General features: G+C 42.0%; 23 protein-coding genes and 1 pseudogene. 17 read left to right on the forward strand and 7 right to left on the reverse strand.

Features of this window, described 5'->3' with window-relative positions:
• Nucleotides 1-11: 11 nt before the first annotated feature.
• Together lpxL and ACKI4H_RS12965 are read right to left on the reverse strand one after the other, a co-directional pair.
• Nucleotides 12-947, reverse strand: a complete 936-nt coding sequence (gene lpxL / locus ACKI4H_RS12960) for an LpxL/LpxP family Kdo(2)-lipid IV(A) lauroyl/palmitoleoyl acyltransferase (protein ID WP_407306359.1) — start codon at nt 945-947, stop codon at nt 12-14.
• A gap of 106 nt (nt 948-1,053) precedes the next feature.
• Nucleotides 1,054-2,949, reverse strand: a complete 1,896-nt coding sequence (locus ACKI4H_RS12965) for an ATP-binding cassette domain-containing protein (protein ID WP_407306361.1) — start codon at nt 2,947-2,949, stop codon at nt 1,054-1,056.
• A gap of 33 nt (nt 2,950-2,982) precedes the next feature.
• Between ACKI4H_RS12965 and ACKI4H_RS12970 the strand changes: the two genes are divergently transcribed.
• The 12 genes from ACKI4H_RS12970 to ACKI4H_RS13025 all read left to right on the forward strand — a co-directional run bounded on the left by ACKI4H_RS12970 (nt 2,983) and on the right by ACKI4H_RS13025 (nt 14,462).
• The gene (locus ACKI4H_RS12970; protein WP_407306363.1) at nt 2,983-3,228 is read left to right on the forward strand and encodes a SlyX family protein; all 246 of its coding nucleotides are present in this window, start codon (nt 2,983-2,985) and stop codon (nt 3,226-3,228) included.
• Between the two features lie 98 nt (nt 3,229-3,326).
• The gene (locus tag ACKI4H_RS12975) at nt 3,327-4,325 is read left to right on the forward strand and encodes a hypothetical protein (protein ID WP_407306365.1); all 999 of its coding nucleotides are present in this window, start codon (nt 3,327-3,329) and stop codon (nt 4,323-4,325) included.
• Nucleotides 4,326-4,396: 71 nt separating this feature from the next.
• Entirely contained in the window at nt 4,397-4,846 is a 450-nt protein-coding gene (locus tag ACKI4H_RS12980) for an ammonium transporter (protein ID WP_407306367.1), read from the forward strand.
• A gap of 35 nt (nt 4,847-4,881) precedes the next feature.
• On the forward strand, nt 4,882-7,521 hold the full coding sequence (gene topA / locus ACKI4H_RS12985; protein WP_407306369.1) for a type I DNA topoisomerase: 2,640 nt from the start codon (nt 4,882-4,884) through the stop codon (nt 7,519-7,521).
• A gap of 323 nt (nt 7,522-7,844) precedes the next feature.
• The gene (locus ACKI4H_RS12990) at nt 7,845-8,615 is read left to right on the forward strand and encodes a hypothetical protein (RefSeq protein ID WP_407306371.1); all 771 of its coding nucleotides are present in this window, start codon (nt 7,845-7,847) and stop codon (nt 8,613-8,615) included.
• A gap of 123 nt (nt 8,616-8,738) precedes the next feature.
• Nucleotides 8,739-9,311, forward strand: a complete 573-nt coding sequence (locus ACKI4H_RS12995) for an HdeD family acid-resistance protein (RefSeq protein ID WP_407306373.1) — start codon at nt 8,739-8,741, stop codon at nt 9,309-9,311.
• Between the two features lie 79 nt (nt 9,312-9,390).
• A complete protein-coding gene (locus tag ACKI4H_RS13000; RefSeq protein WP_407306375.1) occupies nt 9,391-10,524 on the forward strand; it encodes a glycerate kinase in 1,134 nt (377 codons plus the stop codon).
• 38 nt (nt 10,525-10,562) lie between these two features.
• Nucleotides 10,563-10,892: a hypothetical protein gene (locus ACKI4H_RS13005; protein ID WP_407306377.1), complete on the forward strand. Its 330-nt coding sequence runs from the start codon at nt 10,563-10,565 to the stop codon at nt 10,890-10,892.
• 68 nt (nt 10,893-10,960) lie between these two features.
• Nucleotides 10,961-12,952, forward strand: coding sequence for an ATP-dependent helicase (locus ACKI4H_RS13010; protein WP_407306379.1), 1,992 nt, complete (start codon nt 10,961-10,963; stop codon nt 12,950-12,952).
• 97 nt (nt 12,953-13,049) lie between these two features.
• A complete protein-coding gene (locus ACKI4H_RS13015) occupies nt 13,050-13,322 on the forward strand; it encodes an RNA recognition motif domain-containing protein (RefSeq protein WP_407306381.1) in 273 nt (90 codons plus the stop codon).
• A 255-nt stretch (nt 13,323-13,577) separates the two neighbouring features.
• Nucleotides 13,578-14,081, forward strand: a complete 504-nt coding sequence (locus ACKI4H_RS13020) for a DUF6586 family protein (RefSeq protein WP_171535650.1) — start codon at nt 13,578-13,580, stop codon at nt 14,079-14,081.
• Nucleotides 14,082-14,183: 102 nt separating this feature from the next.
• Nucleotides 14,184-14,462, forward strand: coding sequence for a hypothetical protein (locus ACKI4H_RS13025; protein ID WP_407306383.1), 279 nt, complete (start codon nt 14,184-14,186; stop codon nt 14,460-14,462).
• A 53-nt stretch (nt 14,463-14,515) separates the two neighbouring features.
• Here the strand turns inward: ACKI4H_RS13025 and ACKI4H_RS13030 are convergent, their stop codons facing one another.
• The 4 genes from ACKI4H_RS13030 to ACKI4H_RS13045 form a co-directional block, all read right to left on the reverse strand.
• The gene (locus ACKI4H_RS13030) at nt 14,516-16,234 is read right to left on the reverse strand and encodes a cation:proton antiporter (RefSeq protein ID WP_407306385.1); all 1,719 of its coding nucleotides are present in this window, start codon (nt 16,232-16,234) and stop codon (nt 14,516-14,518) included.
• A gap of 140 nt (nt 16,235-16,374) precedes the next feature.
• A complete protein-coding gene (rpmG, locus tag ACKI4H_RS13035) occupies nt 16,375-16,530 on the reverse strand; it encodes a 50S ribosomal protein L33 (protein WP_001205031.1) in 156 nt (51 codons plus the stop codon).
• 12 nt (nt 16,531-16,542) lie between these two features.
• Nucleotides 16,543-16,779 (reverse strand): 50S ribosomal protein L28, encoded by a 237-nt coding sequence (gene rpmB, locus ACKI4H_RS13040; RefSeq protein WP_010325866.1) that lies wholly within the window; start codon nt 16,777-16,779, stop codon nt 16,543-16,545.
• A 162-nt stretch (nt 16,780-16,941) separates the two neighbouring features.
• Nucleotides 16,942-18,390, reverse strand: coding sequence for a coniferyl aldehyde dehydrogenase (locus ACKI4H_RS13045; protein ID WP_407306389.1), 1,449 nt, complete (start codon nt 18,388-18,390; stop codon nt 16,942-16,944).
• 115 nt (nt 18,391-18,505) lie between these two features.
• Here ACKI4H_RS13045 and ACKI4H_RS13050 point away from each other — a divergent pair, with 115 nt between their 5' ends.
• The 5 genes from ACKI4H_RS13050 to ACKI4H_RS13070 all read left to right on the forward strand — a co-directional run bounded on the left by ACKI4H_RS13050 (nt 18,506) and on the right by ACKI4H_RS13070 (nt 22,207).
• Nucleotides 18,506-19,207 (forward strand): TetR/AcrR family transcriptional regulator, encoded by a 702-nt coding sequence (locus ACKI4H_RS13050; protein ID WP_407306391.1) that lies wholly within the window; start codon nt 18,506-18,508, stop codon nt 19,205-19,207.
• Nucleotides 19,208-19,285: 78 nt separating this feature from the next.
• Nucleotides 19,286-20,152 (forward strand): formyltetrahydrofolate deformylase, encoded by an 867-nt coding sequence (purU, locus tag ACKI4H_RS13055; protein WP_407306393.1) that lies wholly within the window; start codon nt 19,286-19,288, stop codon nt 20,150-20,152.
• Nucleotides 20,153-20,364: 212 nt separating this feature from the next.
• Nucleotides 20,365-21,159 (forward strand): energy transducer TonB, encoded by a 795-nt coding sequence (locus tag ACKI4H_RS13060; protein WP_407306395.1) that lies wholly within the window; start codon nt 20,365-20,367, stop codon nt 21,157-21,159.
• Between the two features lie 20 nt (nt 21,160-21,179).
• On the forward strand, nt 21,180-21,803 hold the full coding sequence (locus ACKI4H_RS13065; protein ID WP_407306397.1) for a MotA/TolQ/ExbB proton channel family protein: 624 nt from the start codon (nt 21,180-21,182) through the stop codon (nt 21,801-21,803).
• Complete coding sequence (locus tag ACKI4H_RS13070; RefSeq protein WP_407306399.1) at nt 21,803-22,207, forward strand: ExbD/TolR family protein; 405 nt, start codon at nt 21,803-21,805, stop codon at nt 22,205-22,207. Before ACKI4H_RS13065 ends, ACKI4H_RS13070 begins: the two co-directional genes overlap by 1 nt.
• Before the next feature lie 49 nt (nt 22,208-22,256).
• On the opposite strand, the pseudogene ACKI4H_RS13075 reads toward ACKI4H_RS13070, so the two are convergent.
• Nucleotides 22,257-22,378, reverse strand: a pseudogene (locus ACKI4H_RS13075) (IS4 family transposase); the annotation flags it as partial.

A 22,378-nucleotide genomic window follows, 5' to 3' on the forward strand; every position in this document is an offset into this window, starting at 1 on the left:
GGTGGGAACCATCAATAAATATTGTCATAGCCTTCAGGACGCGTTTTAAAGCGACGGTGAAACCACATGTATTGGGTGGGTGCAATGCGCAGCTGGTTTTCAATAATCTTGTTAATACGTACAGCATCATCGACTTCATCTTCACTTGGTAGATTTTCTACCGGAGCTTCAATTAAGACTTTGTATTGTGGATTGGCAATATCACCATCACGGTAAAAATACAGCGGAATTGCGGCGGCTTTGGTCATCTTTATTAATCGACGATGTGCAGTGACTGTTGCTGCAGGTATCCCAAAAAAGGGCGCCATCACGCCTTGTTTTAAACCGAAATCTTGGTCGGGGCTGTACCAGATTGCACGGCCATTTTTTAAATGACGAATCAGACCTCGCATATCATCATGGTCAATTTGATGGGTATAAATGGTAGCGCGGCAGCGGTAGATCAGCATATCCAGCAGCGGATTGTTTTGCGGGCGGTAGACTACATCTGGATCAAAATATTGGGCACACAAATAACCTCCTGCATCGAGTAATGTTGAATGTGTGCCTAACAGTAAAACACCTTTGCCTTCAGCTTGTGCTTTCTGAAGATGTTCCAAGCCTTCGATACTGACACGGCCTTTGAACCACTGCGGGCAATACCATGCATTTAAAGTTTCAAAAATTCCCATCATCTGATCGACAAAAACTTGTCGGGCATTTTCCTGAACCTGTTCGGCGGTCCATTCTGGAAAGCATAGCTCTAAATTCCGAATTGCTGTTTTACGACGTGATTTGAGCTGATTGAATGCAATGTTGCCTAAAAAAGTAGCTAAACGATTCTGAATGGCCCACGGTAAAATTGCCAGAATCATTAAAAATATGATTCCAATCCAAATGCCCCAATATTGTGGAAGAAGAAAAGACCATTGAAACTCACCCGGTTTGTAGTCTGGCTTTTTACTCATAATGACCGTTTATACCAAAAGTTATCTGCAGTTTAACATGAAGTTATTTTCTAAATAAAAAAGCACCTGCAAAATACTTTACAGGTGCTTTTATCACGCGGCTAAATTAGTTACCTTTGGTCAGGTTCTCTAATTCATCCCAACGTTCCAATTTTTCAAGCAATAGCTCGTCAATTTCAGCTAAACGTTGTGATGCTTGCGCTGCTGCATCGGCATCTTTAACAAACAAAGAGCCATCTGCAAGCTGCTCATTCAGCGCGGTCTGTTCTTTCTCTAATGCTTCAATTTCAACCGGCAACTGTTCTAAAGCACGTTGATCTTTATAGCTGAGCTTTACTTTTTTTGGCACTGCTGCTTCGGCTTTGGCAATGGCTTTCTTGGCATCGCTTTTCAGACCGACAGCAGTTTGATCTGGGCGTTGTTCCAGATAATCCTGATAACCACCAATGTATTCATCAATGTTACCTTTACCATCAAATACCCAAGTTGATGTGACCACGTTGTCCATAAATGCACGGTCATGCGAGATCAACAGTAATGTACCGGTATAGCCACCGAGCATTTCTTCCAATAGTTCAAGCGTTACCATATCCAGGTCGTTGGTTGGCTCATCCATCACAATTAAATTCGATGGTTTAAGCAGTAGCTTGGCAAGAAGAATACGGTTACGTTCACCACCCGACAACGCTTTAACCGGAGTACGGGCACGTTCAGGCGAGAACAGGAAATCTTGAAGATAACTGTAGATATGACGACGACCACCGTTAACATCGACAAAGTCTGAACCTTCAGAAATGTTGTCTTTAACCGATTTCTCTAAATCTAGTGCATTCCGCAGCTGGTCGAAATAAGCCACTTCCAGCTGTGTACCCGTTTTAACTGTGCCACCATGCTCAAGCTCACCTAAAATGGCTTTGATCAGGGTTGTTTTACCCACACCATTGTCGCCGACCAAACCAATACGGTCGCCACGAAGTACCAATGCAGAGAAATCTTTGATGATGGGTTCCTGATCGCCAAAAGCAACACTTAGATGCTCAATATCAAAGACCAGTTTACCCGAGCGGTTGGCATCTTGCGTTGCCATGCTCACTTTACCTTGTTGTGAACGACGTGCTTTCGACTCTTCACGTAAATCTTTCAGCGCACGTACACGACCTTCGTTACGGGTACGACGGGCTTTAATGCCTTGGCGAATCCAGACTTCTTCTTCAGCCAAACGTTTATCAAACAAAGCATTCTGCTTTTCTTCGGCTTCCATCTGCTGCGCTTTAAGCTCAAGGTAACGTGAATAGTTACCTTCATAACTCCGTAAAGTACCGCGATCCAGTTCGACAATACGCGTTGCAATGCTGTCGACAAATGAACGGTCATGTGAAATAAATAATAAGGTTAAATTATTTTGATCGAGCAGGAATTTTTCTAACCATTCAATACTTTCTACGTCCAAGTGGTTCGTTGGTTCGTCGAGTAAAAGTACATCGGGTTGCGTAAGTAAGGCACGTGCCAATAGGACGCGACGTTTACGACCACCGGATAAATCGGCTAAATCGGCATCCGGGTCTAAACCCATTTTGCTTAAAATAGAATTTACCTTGGTCTCCAAAGCCCAACCATCGACCTGATCGAGTTTGTGCTGCAGGTTGCCCATGCGGTCGCATGCTTCCATATCGCCAAGTACGCAAGCATCACTGGCTTCGTGATAGGCTTTGAGTACCGCAGCAGCTTCACCTGCGCCGTCGGCTACAATATCCGCAACTTTACCGGAATCCATGGGTACATCTTGAGCCAGCATGGAAATGGTGATGCCATTTTGTATAGAAACTTCACCACGATCTGGCAGTAAACTTCCCTCAATGAGTTTAAGTAAAGTAGACTTACCTTCACCGTTACGGCCAATCAAACAAACTCGTTCACCGCGTTCCAAATTAAAGTTCGCGCCGTCGAGCAGGGAAGGTCCGCCAAACGCGAGTTGGACATCCCTTAACGTAATATAGGCCATACTGTTTCCTGAAATCCAAAATGAGGACTTAAAATGACTAAACAAAAAAATCTTAATGATCAGGCGTCATTTTCCGCACCCATAGAAGATTTGCAAGTGCGAATTACATTTTTAGATGATTTAGTTGAACAATTAAATGCACAGGTATCTCTTCAACATGCCGAAATAGCTGATTTAAAGAAACAAATGCAGTTTTTGTATCAACGGATCGAGGCTGCCGATTTATCCGAAGGAATTTCTGCTTTTGATCCAGTGACCAATCGACCACCGCATTATTGAGTCAATGCTCATCGGGTTTTTTGCTGAATTGATTTGACCTTTTCATCTAGGCTCGCTCTAATGCGGGCTCACAGTTACCTTACTTGTCTATTGAGATTATGTCCAACAAAGTCGTTCTTCTTGATCTTGAAAAGAATATGCCCACCACACAACTGTTGCGTGACATTATTCAACACTATGCTGTAATTTACTTATTTAACTGCCAAGGAAAGTTTGAATACTCACTTGAAGATTTAACCGAGTTTTCAAGTTGGGTCAGCAGTGGACAAGTGGTGATTTTAGAAACCGCAGAAGTTGATCAAAAAGAGTTTGAATATGCTGTGGTCGTGGGACAGTTAATTGCACTGCTAGAACCTGACACGACCATCGAAGTCATTTCTGCCATGCCAAGCAGTGAAATCCTGATTGAAATGATGCAATCCTCAAACATGAACTGTCACCTGATTCAAATTCAGGCAGAAGCATCCTCTTTAAATTCAAAATATAAAATCCCAAGTGTCGAAACCATTAAGCAAAAACCAGATTTGCTGTTAAGCAAAAAATATTGTGATGCCTTGGCTAAAATGAAGGGCAAACCGAACTCGATTGAGAAGCTCAAAAACTCGATCAGTAATATTTTGCAAGTTGAAAGCGAGCAGACACAGCAGCTGATTGCTTTGCTGATCAATCTAAAAATTGTGAAATGTTATGATGAGAAAATTAGCTTCCGCAAAAAAGTTTTAAAACAATGGACGGAACTTGATTTAGAGCAAGCAACACCTTCAAAAATAGCACACAACATTTCTCCGATTTTTGCTCAACTACAGACAGAATCTACCTCAGATGAAGAACTGGAGCATTCAGATCCCGTTCATCATGCGCAAAAAGATTTATTTAAAAACTTCTCTAAAATTGATCCGGTTCAGGTCATTGTTGCGCGTAAATTGCGCGAATTAAAATCGGACAAGCCGAAAGATATTTATGCCTTGCGGGATTTACTGGAGCAGATGTTCCCGAAATCGGATGTCAGATTATTGCTTAAAGAATTGATTGAAAAGGGATATATCTACTGGAATGGCAGTGAAGTGCTGTATAGTCACGAGATGTTCTTGAATTAATTTCATCGTTGCAACTTGCGTTTTATATTCAGCTTATGCAACTCTAATAAAGGAATAGACAAGGTTGTAATATGGAAAACACCGGTATTTGGGTCATTGGCTTCATCATTCTATTTGTTTTGGGTTCGATTTTGGGTCTTCGCGTCAGTCCGCGAGAAAAAGCATTAGGCATGATGCGTGAGAAAGCACGCAAGATGGCGCTGCACCCACGTTTAGTCGCAGCTCCTGATTGGACAAAAATTCCAATGGCCTCTGAAAAGCGTGCCAGTATGGTGGCCTATTACAGTGTACTTATTCCAGATGCTCGCCTGCCTTTAATGCGTGCGCGTGTTGAAGATCAAAAGCTAAAACTTGTGCAGGGTGATGATAAGTTTAACGATTTTCCCATTGCATTAAAGGGCATTTATGCTATTGATATGCAGGCAAACTGTGTAGGACTCTATTGGGATGAAGAATCTGACCTTCGAGCAACTCAGTTAGATGACATCAAAACCTATTTACAGTCTTTGGCTGAACTTTAATTTATATACGAAACAAACAGGATTAACGGTTAACTATGGCGAACGCTCCTCGGTCTACATCCAAAAGCACCACAGCAAAATCACCGAGTGCTGCGAAAAAGCGTGCCTTAGTGATTGTGGAGTCGCCTGCAAAAGCGAAAACAATCAATAAATACCTCGGCTCAGATTACATTGTGAAATCATCCGTTGGTCATGTCCGTGACTTACCGACCGGTGGTTCTAAAAGTACAGAAAAAAAACCTGTATCACGTGTCAAACTGACCGATGAGCAAAAAGCTGAAAAAGCACAAACGGCTTTGGTTAATCGTATGGGTGTCGACCCTGAACACGATTGGAAGGCTCACTACGAAGTGCTTCCCGGTAAAGAGCATGTCGTTGCTGAACTGAAAAAACTGGCGTCACAAGTCGATGAAATCTATCTCGCAACGGATATGGACCGCGAAGGGGAAGCGATTGCCTGGCATTTAAAAGAAGTGATTGGTGGAGATGATTCACGTTACCAACGTGTAGTCTTTAACGAAATTACCAAAAATGCGATTCAGGAAGCCTTTAAACACCCATCACGCTTAGATATTGATAAGGTTAATGCCCAACAAGCACGCCGTTTCTTAGACCGCATCGTAGGTTTTATGATTTCCCCCTTGCTGTGGGAAAAAATTGCCCGCGGTTTATCGGCAGGTCGTGTGCAATCGGTTGCCGTAAAATTAGTGGTAGAACGTGAACGTGAGATTCGTGCTTTTATTCCTGAAGAATACTGGCAAGTGTTTGCAGATACCAAATCTTCAAGCGATGACATTCGTCTAGAAGCAGTCAAACAAGGTGGTAAAACCTTAAAACTGCAAAACAAAGCCCAAACAGATGCTTTATTAAAAATTCTGAACAATGCCCAATATAAAGTTAGCACGCGTGAAGACAAACCGACCAAGGTTAATCCTAGCGCCCCGTATATCACCTCGACCCTGCAACAGGCAGCAAGTACGCGTTTAGGTTTTTCTGTGAAGAAAACCATGACCATGGCACAGCGTCTGTATGAAGCAGGTTTTATTACCTATATGCGTACTGACTCAACCTTCTTAAGTGATGATGCGGTCAATATGGTACGTAATCATATCGAATTGGAATTTGGCGAGAAATATCTTCCTGCCAAGCCAAATCGTTATGGCAACAAAGCCGGTGCGCAAGAAGCTCATGAAGCGATTCGTCCATCCAATGTGGCTTTAAAAGGTGATCAGCTGGTAGGTGTCGATCGTGATGCACAACGTTTATATGACTTGATTTGGCGTCAGTTTGTTGCGTGTCAAATGACACCGGCAGAATACCTGTCTTCAACGATTTTAGTTGATGCCAATGGCGTGGAACTGAAAGCCAAAGGTCGTACTTTAGTTTTTGATGGTTTCACCAAAGTGCGCGCTGCAAACAAAGCAGATGACGATATTTTGCTACCTGCAGTTAAAGTGGGTGAAGTGCTTAAACTTGAGAAGCTTGATCCGTCTCAACACTTTACTAAACCGCCTGCACGTTTTACCGAAGCGTCATTGGTTAAAGAATTAGAGAAAAAAGGCATTGGTCGTCCATCAACCTATGCGGCAATCATTTCAACCATTCAAGATCGTGGTTATGTGAAGTTGGATAACCGTCGTCTCTTTGCCGAGAAGATGGGTGAAATCGTGACCGATCGTCTCGATGAAAACTTCAATAATCTGATGAATTATGCTTTTACGGCCGATCTTGAAGGTCAGCTCGATAAAGTGGCTGACGGACAGCGTAACTGGAAGGAATTACTGGATAATTTCTACGGTGACTTCAAGAAACGCTTAACCACGGCACAGGGCGAAAACGGCATGCGTCGTAATCAACCTGTTGAAGTTGAAGCGGTGCATTGCCCTGAATGCTCACGCCCAATGCAGATTCGTACCGGTACAACGGGCGTATTCTTAGGGTGTTCAGGCTACAACTTGCCGCCAAAAGAGCGTTGTAAGGGTACCTTGAACCTGACTCCGGTTGAGTCACTTGCTGCCTTGTCTGATGATGACGCGGCAGAAACTGCTGACTTGATGTCGAAAAAACGTTGCCCGATTTGTGAAACGGCAATGGACAGTTATGTGATTGATGGTGGTCGTAAATTGCATGTCTGTGGTAATAACCCGGACTGTGCCGGTTTTGAACTTGAAGAAGGTGAGTTCAAAATTAAAGGTTACGATGGACCAACCATTCCATGTGACAAATGTGATGGTGAAATGCAGCTTAAGACTGGACGTTTTGGACCTTACTTTGCCTGTACCAGTTGTGATAATACCCGTAAAGTATTGAAGAGTGGTCAGCCAGCGCCTCCACGTGTCGATCCAATTAGAATGGAACATTTACGTTCAACCAAACACGATGATTTCTTTGTTCTTCGTGATGGTGCAGCCGGCTTATTCCTGGCAGCCAGCAAATTTCCGAAAGTTCGTGAAACACGTGCACCGAAAGTCTCTGAACTTCGTTCTGTGGCTGAACAGCTTGATCCGAAATATCAGTTTATTTTGCAAGCTCCCGATGTAGACCCTGAAGGCAATCCGGCATTGGTAAAATTCAGTCGTAAGAATCAAGCGCAATATATTGGTTCTGAAAACGCTGAAGGCAAACAAACCAAGTGGAGCTTGGTTTACCAAGATGGAAAATGGGTTGAAGCCTAATTTTTAAGAAGTGAAAAAATGCTGACGAAAGTCGGCATTTTTTTATTTGTTGATAATGCGTAATTCAGCGGAGTCTTCTCGGTGTGCAATTTAATGCTTGGAGCTCACCTGTTACTTTGGTTTCGCCCAAATGTATATTTTGAGTTCGCAAGAAAGGCATTTGTCATCCACAAAACTCGTCAGATTTCTTATTTTGTCTAAAAAATCGCAGAAACATTATTTATAATAATTCAGTCTGCCTCGGACAGTTGCAGATGACTTTTTGCGGATCCAATTTTTGGATGGATTTTTAAAATGTTATTGCTTAATAATGAGAAAAAATAATGTGGAAAAAAATTCGGGTACTGTGTTTACTTATTATTTTATTTATCGTGGCAGTCAATGCTTACCGTGACCAGAACCAAGATTGGTCCAAACCTATTATTGTGATGCTGCATCCCATTAATGCCGATGGGCAGGTGGCTACCCAAAACTATATTCAGTCGCTGAACTTATCTGAATTTACCGATGCACAAGAATTCTTGAAACAGATGTCGACTGAATATCGTGGACAACCAATTTCTCTGTATTTTCAAATGGGTCGTGAACTCAAACAAACGCCTCCAAAAGTTCCTGAGCATACAAGCTTACTGAAGACCATTTTATGGAGTTTAAAGTTCCGTTTTTATGCATGGAAACAGCATGAAAGCAAAGATGGTGCACCCAGTGTAACCTTGTTTTTAAACTATTATGACCCTGCACAAAGCAAACAATTAAAGCATTCAACAGCCTTGCAAAAAGGGCGGATTGGTTCAGTCAATTTATTTGCATCAAAAAAACAGTCTGAACAAAATAAAATTGTACTGGTGCATGAATTACTTCATGCCTTTGGTGCGACAGATAAATATGATTTGGCGACCGGACAACCCCTGTATCCGGTGGGTTATGCGTACCCAAATCAAAAACCTTTATTTCCTCAAACCAAATGTGAGTTGATGGCGGGGCATATTCCGGTCTCACTCGATAAAAGTAAGATGCCAGATACTTTGCAACAGACATTAATTAATGAAATTACCGCGATTGAACTGGGCTGGAAAAATAAAACTGGCGGGTGACACTTGATTTATCCACAGTTTAATTTACTGAGGTAGATAAAAATGTCGCATATTCATAACAGACATATGTTTTAAAATATTGAAAAATAAACATGTTCCTAAACAAAAGAATTGAGAAGAATCATGAAAACTGTAGGAAATGACTTAGTTCGACATCAGCTGCATGAAAATCGAAAGTGGTACTTAGCTCTGGGTATTCTGCTTGTCCTATTCGGAATTGTATTACTTGTTTCTCTACCTTTTGCCACCCTTTCAGTGGTTTTTCTGTTTGGTATACTGATGATGATCGGTGGCGTTATACAGGTTATTGCAGCATTTAAAATCTTTGAAGGAGGATATCGCTGGTTGTGGGCATTATTCGGTGTACTGTATCTTGTAGCCGGATATTATGCTTTTACTACCCCCGTAAAGACTGCAATTGTATTGACCAATCTTTTAGCCATTGTGTTGATTATTGCGGGTGTGATTCGTATCGTGAGCGCCTTTGTTTTTAAAGTTTATCAAGGTTGGGGTTGGGTATTATTTTCCGGCATTCTGACTTTGGTGACAGGGATAATTATTTTGATGTCACCTGATGCACCGTTCTGGGTGTTGGGTCTATTCCTTGCAATCGATATTCTGTTTCAGGGCATTAACTATCTCACTTTGGCTTCTTATATCAAAAAGGAAGTGCCTAAAAGTTCTGCCGATATTTAAACCTAATTCGACTAAAGAGCGCTATATGCGCTCTTTTTTTATTGTATAAAAGATTATTCATTTTATTTTTTTCAAAATCATGCCTAAAACTTTTGTCCTTGCTCCTGATTCTTTCAAAGAAAGCATAACCGCTGAACAGGCTTGCCAGGCGATGCAACGCGGTATTCAAAAAATATTTGCAGATGCATATTTTATTCATGTGCCGATGGCAGATGGCGGTGAGGGGACAGTCGATACCTTGGTTTCCTGCTTAAATGGGCAGATAGTTGATTGTGAAGTTACCGGACCTTTACCGAATCAAAAAATAAAAACTTATTTTGGTTTAGTTGAAGATGGGCGAACTGCCGTGATTGAAATGGCTAAAGCCAATGGCATTCATTTGCTCGAGCTTTCCCAAAGAAATCCCTTGCTGACTAGCACTTTCGGTACAGGAGAAATGATTAAAGCAGCTCTGGATTTAGGGGTGTCTAAAATTATTATAGGCTTGGGCGGAAGTATCACCAATGACGCCGGTGCAGGTATGGCTCAAGCATTGGGAGCAAAATTTTTAGATGAAAATGGTCACCAGGTTGCAGTAGGTGGCGGGCAACTCGATCAAATTCGAATGATTGATATTTCAGGCTTGGATGCACGTTTAAAGCAAGTTGAAATCATGATTGCCAGTGATGTGAATAATCCTCTTACTGGAATAAACGGGGCATCGCATGTGTTTGGACCACAAAAAGGTGCAACGCCTGAAATAGTGCAACGGCTTGACCAGAACCTTAGGCATTTTGCAGAACTCATTGCTAAACAATTAAACATAGATTTAAAAGATATCGCGGGTGCAGGTGCGGCTGGTGGCTTGGGTTTTGGCTTGATGGTATTTGCCGGTGCAAGTATTCGTTCAGGTGTACAGCTTGTCATTGAACAGACCAAATTGGCAGAGAAAATTGCCCAAGCCGATTATGTGTTTACCGGTGAAGGCGGCATCGACTTTCAAACCAAATTTGGTAAAACCCCTTTTGGTGTGGCACAAGTGGCGAAGCGATTGAATAAACCTGTGATTGCCTGTACAGGCTATATTGGGGAAGGTGTAGAAGACCTTTACAATGAAGGTGTTACGGCAATTTTTGGCATTGTTGATGGGGTGTGTGATTTGCCAACGGCATTAGAAAATGGGGAGAGAAATTTAGAAAGACGTTGTGAAAATATTGCACGTTTGCTTAAATAATTTAATTAAAACAAAAACTTTTATTCTAAGGATAAGACATGAAGGCTTTATTGTTAGGGACGTTATTATGCGCTATTTCAGCATCTAGCTTTGCACTGCCTGAACATCATGAAAATATGCGTAATTATTTAAAGGAAGGCAAACGGATCTCTTTTAGATTCGATGATATGACAGTCCAAACATTGGTTTTTTTACTTGAATCAGAGAAAAAGGTAAAAGTTGTGTTGGACCAAAATATCGATACCCAACAAGGAATTCCTGTAAATATTCGGGACTTGCATTTTCTTGCTTTCTTGGAAATCAGCCTCAAAAAACTGGGTTTAAAATATGAGGTACTTGATTCTAAAACGATTCGGATTTACCGCTAGCATATGGGCGTGAATGGGCTTTGCTTATGTTAATATCTCATTTTTAAGCATTTGAGATTTGAAACGGCATGTCACTCGCACAGCTCATTGATGAATTAAACCCTCAACAAAAGCAAGCCGCAACCACCGAATCTAAGCACAGTTTGGTACTTGCAGGCGCAGGCTGTGGCAAGACCAAAACCATTGTGGCGCGTGCAGCTTATCTGATTGATCAAGGTGTGCCTGCCAATCAAATCCAGATTCTGACCTTTACCCGTCGTTCAGCCAGTGAAATTGTCTCACGTGTGGAACTGGCCTTAGGTGAACAAGCCAAAGGGCTTCGTGCGTCGACTTTTCATACCTTCTGTATGTACTTGCTGCGTCGTATTCCGAAAGCATTTGGCTTAGAACAATTCTCAATTATCGACCGTGATGATCAGTTGATGATGTTCCGCCTGATTCGGGGTAAAGATGACAAGAAGAATCCCAATGCCCTGCCAAAGCCGAAAGAGTTATGTGATCTCTATTCTTTTGCTCGGAATACGCGGCAAAAATTAAGTCTGGCTTTAGAAAAGCAAATGCCAGAATTTCTGGAATATAAAGACCAGATTGCGGAAATCATGAAAGAGTACGAAGCCCGCAAACAGGCGCGTAGCTTTCTGGATTATGACGATATTTTGGCGGTTGTTGCTTCAGCACTGGCACAATCAGAAGGTTTGGTGGATTACGTTTCATCCATTTGTCAGCACATGCTGGTGGATGAAATGCAGGATACCAATCCCTTGCAATGGGCTTTGCTGGAACCGCTGAAAGATAAAACCAGTCTGTTCTGTGTCGGTGATGATGCGCAGTCTATTTACGGTTTTCGTGGTGCCGACTTTGAAAATATTCACCATTTTAAAGAGCGTGTGCCCAATGCACAGATTTTTAAACTGGAAAAAAATTACCGGTCCACACAAGAAATTCTGGATTTATCCAACTGGTTGCTCGATCAAAGCCCAATTCAATATGACAAGCATCTAGAGGCTTATCGTGGTGAGGGCATCAAACCGCGCATGCATATTTTCCCAAATGAATTTGATGAAGCCAAATGGATTGCCATTGATATTAAAGAGCGGCATTTACTGGAAGGTTCAGCATGGCATGAACATATGGTTTTGGTGCGCTCAAGTTTTGCTGCGCGGCATATTGAAGCGGCATTTATTCAGGCCAATGTACCTTACCGCTTTATTGGCGGCATGAAATTGCTTGAAACTGCGCATGTAAAGGACTTGCTCAGCCTGCTACGTGTGATTGCCAATCCATTGGATGATATCGCTTGGATGCGCTTCCTGACGCTGTGGAATGGTGTAGGTGATGTCGGGGCAAGTAAACTGGCTCAACAGTTATTGCTTGAGCCTGAGACCGACCGCATTTTTGAAAAGTTAGAAAAATTTGGTCGTATTCCAGATAATACTTTGCTGATCATGAAACAAATGCTGGTGTTGAAAGATCATGTTCAGGCTTGTGTATCTCTGGGTATTGAAGCGCTAAAAGACCAGCTGGAAGAAAATTATGCCAAGAAGGACTGGTCAAAACGATTAGGTGATTTTGATCTGGTCAAACAATTGGCCTCGAAACATGATCAGCTGAGTGAGTTCTTGGAAGAATACGTTCTCGATCCCGTGTCGATCAGTGAAATTGAGCGTCAGTCGCAGGATGATGTGGTCACACTCATTACCATTCATTCTGCTAAAGGGACTGAACAGAAAGTCTGTTATGTAGCAAATGTCTCGCCAGGACAATTTCCACATGCACGTGCGCAGGGCAATTTTGATGAAGTCGAGGAAGAACGCCGTGTCTTGTATGTGGCCTTAACCCGTGCCAAAAATGAACTGATTTTAACCAAGCAGAATTTGAATTTATGGACACGTGATCAGGTGGATGATCAGGGCCGAAAGATTGAAAGTTATTTTCTCAATGAATTAAGCCGAAATTTGTGTATTACCGAAACCCATTACAAGCAACGTCAGCAAACCGTGAAAAGTGCTTTAATAGAACGGCAGTCGATTAATTTAGATTTTGGCATTGATCTCGATTAAACTATAGCAATTGCGTTATTTTGTTTTTTATTGCGAAGTTCAAAAAGTCGAGTAGGCGAGTGCTTTTTGATGATTTTGCCTATTTTAAGGTTGTAAGATGAAAATTTTAGTTCGTAGTTTAGAACGTACAGTAACAGAAGCTGAATTATTGAAGCTATTTCAAGATTTTGGCACAGTTGATTCATGCAAGTTGGTGCTTGACGCGACAACAGGTAAATCGAAAGGTTTTGCCTTTGTTGAAATGCCACATGGTCGTGAAGCGGTGAAAGCGATTAAAGGTTTAAATACGCTTCGTTTGCACGGACATGGTATTCGTGTAAAACAGGCTGATGATAAGCCTGAAAATGAAAGTAAAGCTGAAAACAAATAATCAAAGGAGCGAAAGCTCCTTTTTTTATCAATAAAATGAAATGGGGTTGAGGATTTCCCTAGGGGGTGTGAATGGAAAACGTAGCACTCACGGGACTAAGAGAATTAGAAGTTTCATCACAAGTAGGCTCGAACTTGCTGCAAATTGTAAAATCTATTTGATTGAAATGGATCATACATAATTTTTATTGTGAATTGACTTAAATAAAGTTTAATCTTAAGCATGTAACAAACGCCAAAATTTAGGAATATCGCTATGTCCCGTGTTGCTCGTTTCCATGCTGACCGTACCAATCAGAAATTGTATTTTGCACGTCTTTCATGCCAACAAGCTGAGCAAACTGACAATATTCAGCAGGTACAGGCACATCGTGAAGCTGCTGTATTCCATTTGCATGGTGCAGTCTTGGCATTTCTACAGGAACTGGTTCGTTATTATCGTTTAAATGACTTTATGCCGACACTCAAGTCGATTGAAGACAATATGGCGGAAAAAGGACAAGTATCTCCTGAAGTCAGCGTAATGCAGCAATTGTCAAAGCAGGGTTTTATTGCTGAACTAAAACGTGCATATCGGATGTGCCAATATGCACCGGAGCCAAGTGCCCCTGAACCGGAACATGAAACATCATCCAACTTAATTATTAAAGTGACCCAAACGCCTCAAGCCTGGTTGCCGGATACCAGAATTTTACGTGAATGGCATCGTGATTTAACCCAGCTGATTGATGGCTTTCGTAACGAGATGGTTGAGTTTTAATCTTTTTTCGGCTCTTGAAGTTTTTACTATCGGCCTTATATAAATAGTCTACGTAATGCAAAGTGCAACTGCCTTTGCCACCATGTTGAACATGGAGGAACTATGTCTATAGAACAATTGAAAGAATTATTTGGTAATCAAGAAGCTATTTTAGAATTGGTTCAACTTGAAGGTGGTGAGTTGGCATTGCGAAATGCAGGCTCTCAAAAAGAACCCTTGGTTAAAATTCAGTTTAATGATGAAGTGAAATCATTACTGGGTGATCAAATGCCTGAGATTGCACAGCATATGGTGCAAGCCGCTTTGTTTGCCATGATGGAAAAACAGGTTAATGAATGGCAGGCCGAGATTGTAGAGGATCAACCTAAGTATTTGAGCTGATATCTTCCCAATAAAAAAACGCACTCATGAGTGCGTTTTTTTACGATAAGAGTTTAATGGGTTGGATCTTGATGGTGAGCAATCTGGATTTGATTGAGAATATGATTGGTCATATTTTTCGCCATTTCCTCTTTGGCAAAATAGACTTCGCCAATCCCATCACGACGAATCACTTCAGCTTCCTCTTTACTCTCTGCCGAAATTAAAACCTGAATTTGCGGATTCAGGGTTTTGGCAATATCCACAATTTTATGGATATCTAAAATATCCATAGGTGACAGGACTAAAAGACGTGCATGTTGAATATGTGCTTGAATGAGTACACCTGCTTCAGTGGCATGACCGGAAACTGCAGCAATCCCCTTTTGTCGCAGGCTTTCTACAATTTCCCGGTTCTCTTCCGCAATGACCACTTTAATATCTTGAGCCATCAGTTCTTTGGTAATGCGACGACCGACTTCACCATGACCGATAATCACTACCTGATCACGTAAATACTCTTGAGATACTTCATCGGGCAGCATGGAAAGCGGGTCACCACTACGTTCCAGTAAACGCGCCAGATGTGAGCGTTCACGAATCCAGTTTTGTACCGGTTCTATAGCAGAGAACACAAATGAATTCAGCGTGATTGAAATAAGTGCGCCTGCCAGAATCAGGTTTTGCCCTTCAATTGAAAGTAAATTGAGTGAGAGACCCAAAGTCGCCAGAATAAAAGAGAACTCGCCAATTTGTGCAAGGCTTGCACCCACGGTTAATGCGGTATTAATCGGGTAACGGAAGAATAAAACCAAAGCCATCGCTGCAATGGTCTTGCCAATCATGATGATGCCAACCACAGCAAGTACATGTAAGGGTTGCTCAATCAAAATGCGAGGGTCGAACAGCATGCCGACAGAAACAAAGAATAAAATCGAAAAAATTTCACGCAGCGGTAAAGTTTCTTCTTCGGCACGGTGACTGAAATCAGATTCTTTAACCACCATCCCTGCGAAGAATGCCCCAAGTGCCATTGATACGCCAAAAACTTTATAAGCACCAAAGGCAATTGAAACTGCAGCTGCGACTACAGTTAAAGTGAACAGTTCACGTGAACCCAAACGTGCGACCATTTGCATAATCCAGGGAACCAGACGTTTACCGATAATCAGCATAAAGGCAATAAAGCCTGCAACTTTAAGCAGAGTAATTGCTAAAGTCATCCAGATATTGGCATCGGGATTGGAGCCTGCAACAGGTGTACCGCCAAGTAACACTGCCATGGCAGGAAGTAACACCAAGACCAGAACCATGACCAGGTCTTCAACCAATAGCCAGCCTACGGCAATTTTTCCATTTACAGAATTGAGCAAACCACGGTCGCTTAAGGCTTTAAGTAAAACCACCGTGCTGGCACAAGAAAGACTTAAACCAAACACCAGTGCAGAGCCAAAACTCCAGCCCCAGATCATAGAAACGCCTATTCCCAATAAGGTGGCTACGGCAATTTGTAAAACAGCACCTGGTAAAGCGATTCGACGTACTTGCATCAAATCATTTAGGGAAAAGTGCATCCCGACACCAAACATGAGGAACATTACCCCAAGTTCAGCCAGCTGGTTGGCAAGTTGAATATCTCCGACTACACCAGGGGTGTTCGGACTAATCAGGATGCCGGCAATGAGATAGCCGATCAGAGGGGGGAGGCGTATACGGGCTGCAATATAGCCAAAAATAAGCGCCAGTCCAAAGCCAACGGCTAATAATATAATGAGATCTACGTCATGAGGCACTAAAAACTCCTTAAGCCTAAGTTAAGGGTAAGATACAAAAGCACAAACGGTGCCAAAAAAGTAGCTAAAGTGTAGCAAGCCGGATAAAAAAAATGCAAAAAAAAACGACCCAGAAGGTCGCTTTTTTAAAGAAGGAAAAATTATTTAATTTTAGCTTCTTTGAAAATCACGTGTTGACGGATTTTTGGATCAAATTTTTTGATTTCCATTTTTTCCGGCATAGTACGTTTGTTCTTAGTGGTGGTATAGAAATAACCAGTGCCAGCTGAAGAAACTAGACGAATTTTATCACGCATGGTTCGAACTCCTTAGATCTTTTGACCTTGAGCACGTAGGTCAGTAACAACCTTTTCGATACCCAATTTGTCGATAATACGCATACCTTTAGTGGTTAAACGAAGACGTACAAAACGTTTTTCGCTTTCTAACCAGAAACGGTGGTGATGCAGGTTCGGCTCGAACCGGCGTTTGGTTTTGTTATTGGCGTGCGAGACGTTGTTGCCAACGACTGGACGCTTGCCGGTAACTTGGCAAACCTTAGACATGGTGAACTCCATTGCTAGACAGCACCAATTGTGCGGCTAGTCATTAAAAGTAAACGGATGAAATCATTCAAGGGGCGTTTTATATCAAAAATACGCTTAAAAGACAAGCGAATTTAATAAAAACCCGGCATGAACACGTGCAATAGCTCATGCCTTGATCAGTTAGCGAAGAAGGGTCTTCGAAATCAATTTATGAATCGGCTTGTTAAATGGTGGGAGAATGAATTTTAAGCTATAGAGCTTAGGATTAGACATCACCGACCGTTCATGAGACAAACTGAAGAAACCTTCTGGACCATGATACTTGCCCATGCCTGAAGCACCTACGCCACCAAATGGTAAATCGTCTTGTGCAACATGGGTTAATACCGTGTTTTGCCCAAAATGCCCTGAATGAGTATGCTGTGCGACATAGTCAGCACGCGCCTGATCAAAGTCGAAATAGTATAAAGCAAGTGGACGCGGACGGCTATTAATAAAGTCAATAACATCGTCAATTTGATCATATTCCATGATTGGCAGGATCGGACCGAAGATTTCTTCTTTCATAATCTGCATTTCAGGAGTTACGCCCGTCAATAAAGTCGGTGCAATTTTTCGAACTGCGGTCAAATTTTCATGTTGAGGATTAATTTCAATGGTTTTGGCCCCCTGAGTACGGGCATCTTCCAAATAACCTTGCAGGCGATTGTACTGTTTGTCATTGATAATTGAGGTGTAATCCTGGTTGTAGGCGATATCTGCATACATCTCTTCAACATACACTCTAAAGTGCTCAATGAATTCGGCCGTTTTGCCTTTAGGCAGGAACATATAGTCGGGTGCCACGCAGGTCTGACCTGCATTCCACAATTTACCAGCAGCCAGACGTTGTGCGACATCTTGCAAATCAATTGATGGATGAACCAGAGCAGGGGATTTTCCACCCAATTCTAAAATGACTGGCACTAAATTTTCTGAGGCAGCCGCCATCACGATTTTACCAATTTCAGTAGAACCGGTGAAAATAATTTTATCAAAAGCTAAATGGCTAAACGCATCAGAAATAGGACCGCCTCCATTAATGACTGCAACCAATTCGGTCGGGAAGGCTTCAGCTAAGGCCTTTTCAAGGGCGCGGCCAAAATTACTAGAGGAACTGGATATTTTGATCATGGCATTGTTGCCGGCCGCAATTGCACAAATCAGTGGACCTACCGACAATAATAAAGGATAGTTCCAAGGGGTAATAATCCCAACTACACCGAGCGGTTGGTATTGAACCCAAGCTTTTGCCGGTTGATGAATAATTCCGACATGACGTTTCGAAGGTTTCATCCAATGGGTCAAATGCTTGCTATAATATTTAATCTGTTCAAGACAGGTGAGTAATTCACCAATTTTGGTTTCGCCAATAGAACGGTTACCATAGTCTTGATTAATTGCTTCGGCAAATTGATCTTGATATTTAACTAAGATACGCTTTAAACGTGCTAAACGATCAATACGTTCCTTTGCGCTTGGTAAAGGATGACGTTGATAGGCATGTTTTTGCTGTTCCAGCACAGCATGTAAGTGCGGAATATCGAAAGAATGTGGTGTCATTGAAGTTGTTTTTGTATGACTATTCATGACCTGCTACCATTAAATAAAAGCGATTAATTTAATTTTTAGAGTAAAAGCTCTAAATAGTCAAGTTACTTTATGTGTTAGCTAGCTAACCTATTGAATGAATGGTTACTTTAGGATGTCTCACTCCAAAACGGTGAAAACCAAAGAACGTATTTTACAGCTCAGCTTACAGTTATTTAATGAGCGCGGTGAGCGTTCAGTTACAACCAATCATATTGCAGCTGAACTGAGTATGAGCCCGGGTAATTTGTATTACCACTTTCGTAATAAAAATGAAATTATCAAAGAGCTGATGGAGCAGTATCAAAAAGAAACTCTGGAAATGCTTGCATTACCAGACGATCGCTTGCTCGATGCTAATGATAAGATTCATTACTTCCAGGTGTTGAGCAGCCAGCTTTGGGCTTATCGCTTTTTGCATCGTGATGTTTATCATTTGGTTGAAAATAATGATGATTTTCGCAAAATGTACCCACGTTTTGCCGGTCAAGTAATGCAACAGGGGCAGAAAATTTATAAAGCTTTTGTAAATGCCGGATTGATGCAAATGACGGACTCGGAAATTGAGGCCCTGATTATTAACCTGTGGATTGTTTTGACCAACTGGACCAACTTCCTCTATATGTCGGGTCATATTACCGACTCAAACACTTTAGAAGAAAAATGGGTCTGGCAGGCATTACGTCAAATGGTGTTCCTAGAAGGGGCATATTTGCGTGGTGAAAGCCGTCAAACTTATGAACATTTACTTGAAACCTTAGGACCTTCAGAGCTATTTGAGAGTCTGTCTTCGAGTAAAAATCACGACGCGACATAGCCTATTTAGAAAGCCTTAAAAAAGCGTTAGAATACTCGGCTTGTTTTTCAATTTAACTGATTAGTGATATAAACCAACATGAATATGACCACTGCTAACACAGCACGTTTACTGATTACTTGCGAGGATAAACCGGGAATTGTGCAAGCTGTATCGAGCTTTTTGTATCATCAAGGAGCAAATATTACCGCACTTGATCAATACGCGACTGAAGCTCAGGGCGGGCGTTATTTCATGCGTGTCGAGTTTGAACTGGATAACTTGCAAAGCCGTAAAGAAAGTTTGACCCAAACTTTTGCGTCCAATGTGGCCGAGCGCTACAACATGAATTGGCGTTTGGCTCTGGTCAGCGATGTCAAAAAAGTCGGTATTTTGGTCTCTAAAGTCGATCATGCCTTGCTTGAGTTGTTGTGGCGTCATGCACGTGGTGGTTTACCTTGTGAAATCACCACCGTGGTGTCCAATCATGAAGATTTACGCGAATCAGTTGAAAATTTCGGTATTCCTTTTGTTGTGGTTCCAGTCAATAAAGACAACAAAGCAGAAGCATATGCCAAAATTGATGAAATCATGCAGGGTAATGATTTATTGGTTCTTGCGCGTTATATGCAAATTTTAAGCGAAGAATTTGTGTCTAAATGGACCATGAAAGTGATTAATATTCACCATTCATTCTTGCCTGCCTTTGTCGGTGCAAACCCTTATAAGCAAGCGTATGAAAAAGGGGTGAAGCTGATTGGTGCCACAGCGCATTATGTGACTGCTGATCTAGATCAAGGGCCGATTATCGAGCAAGATGTTGAACGGGTAAATCACGATTTTACTGTCGACCAGTTGCGTGAACTTGGACAAGACGTTGAACGTAATGTGCTGGCGCGTGCAGTGAAATGGCATTTGGAAGATCGTATTATTGTCGATGGCAACAAAACCGTAGTCTTCCAATAAAACAGCATTGACTGATTTTTAACAAAGGCATACTTTAAGTATGCCTTTCTTGTTTTATTGATTAAAAAAACTCATCAAAACTTACGATTTAATAGTTGCAAATGAAAACACTTCTCATTTATTATTGCGTTGCTTTAATTGTACTAACCGATGAGCCTGATTGTCTAAATCTGTATGGATCCACAATCGCTTGAATTAGGTAACTGATTTTAATGAGTCAATCTTCCGCTCTAAATATGCAAACTCCCAATCCGATGAAAAAGAAAATTATCACAGCGCTGATTGCCGTTGTGGTCGGTCACATGGGTGTGTTGTGGGCGGTGGGGCAAATAAAAACTTCCGAACTTAAACCTGTTGAAAAAGAACCTTTAAAAGTTCGTTTTGTTAAAATTCAAGAGCCTCCAAAACCTTTGCCACCGAAGCCGAAAGCTGCACCGAAAAAAGAAAAGCCCAAGCCTAAGGAAGTGAAAGAGGTTAAAGTTGTAGAAAAACAGCTTCCACCTCCGCCGAAAAAGGTAGAGAAGGTCCAACAAGTTAAAAAAGCAGAAACACCAAAACCAGTGGTGAAGCCGGTTGAAGCACCTCCTAAACCTGCTGTCACTACCACGATTTCTGAAACTAAAGTGGCTAAACCTGTATCAGTAGCTAAACCTACACCAGTTGCACCACCAGCACCTGTTACTCCACCAGCGCCAGCTGCACCGCCATCGCCAAAAAGCGTTTCTATTGGTGGCTCGGGCGTGCAATGGAGTCGTTCACCAAAACCTTCTTATAATAATAGCGATTTAGAAGGCCAAACGCGGGTTGTAGTGGTGCATATTGAAGCGAATGAAAAAGGGGTGATTACCTCAGCGCGTATTGCACGTTCGAGTGGTGTGCCTGCTTTAGATGAAAAGATTTTACGCTCAGTGCGTAGTTCCAAATTCAAACCGTATAAAGAGAATGGGGTGGCTTATCCAATTAGTGCTGACCAACCATTTGAATTGACATTGAATCCACACGGCTAACATTTTTTAGGAGTTCGAGTATGAACTTTTCAGTTTATTGGCAACACGCCGATGCAGTGAGTAAAACTCTGTATTTCGTGTTATTGGCAATGTCGATTACGACATGGACGATCTTCGTTTTGCGTTTAATGGGAACTCGCCAACTGAAGCAGCAAGCTTATGCTCAACTTTCTCAAGCGTTAAGCAAACTCAAAGCAAAATTTACCCCTTTGAATTTTGAACAACGTAAAGCCGTAGCGGAACAAGCTTTATTGCGTCAAATTTCTGCTGAAAAAGCCAATGCTGAAAAAGGTGTTGCAGTTCTAGGTACGATTGCTTCACTTGCACCGTTTGTGGGTTTGTTCGGTACAGTTTGGGGGATCTTCCATGCCCTAGTTGCGGTAGGCAAGAGTGGTCAGGCCGGTTTGGCACAAGTGGCGACCCCAGTAGGTGAAGCGCTGATTATGACTGGTTTAGGTTTGGCAGTCGCTATTCCTGCAGTATTGGCTTATAACATTTGTACCCGTGTGAATCGTGGGTTATCGCATGAATTACAAGACCAGGCACACAGCTTGCTGATTGACACCATGCTGCAACAAGATAGCTCGGCTCAAGTGACTGAAACTAAAGCAACAGCAAATAATTTGGTGGGAGGTCAAGCTTAATGGGCTTTCAATTGGGCGAAGACAACGATGTAGGCATGAATGAGATGAATCTCATTCCACTCATCGACATTATGTTGGTATTGATGATCATCTTCCTGGTGACAGCAACCGTTGCTAACCCATCAATTCCATTAACCTTACCAAAGACAACGGCAGATATTATTGATTTGCCCCCTAAAAATGTGACCATCAGTATTAATGCGGGGGGAGATGTAGCCTGGAATGGCGAGGTACTTACGCTTGATGAGTTACAGACAAAACTTAACGAAGCAGGTCAGGAAGAGCGTCAGCCGACCATTGTTCTGAAAGCAGATAAAGAATCACGTTATGACGCTGTTGCACAAGTGATGTCTCGTGCGAGCGAAGCCGGGCTCAGCGATATTGCTTTTGCGACTGATAACTAATCAAAGACATAAAAAAAGCGACCGAGAGGACACTACTGTCCCATAATTTTCATAAAGGGAAGCTCATTTGAGCTTCCCTTTGTTTTATGGGTATTTTATCTGGCATGAATAAAGCTTTTAAGGTTTTTCTCTCAAACAGGTTTACTTGGATCATTCTCAGTAACCGTTGAA

Source organism: Acinetobacter sp., from assembly GCF_045628685.1.
Lineage (GTDB): Bacteria > Pseudomonadota > Gammaproteobacteria > Pseudomonadales > Moraxellaceae > Acinetobacter.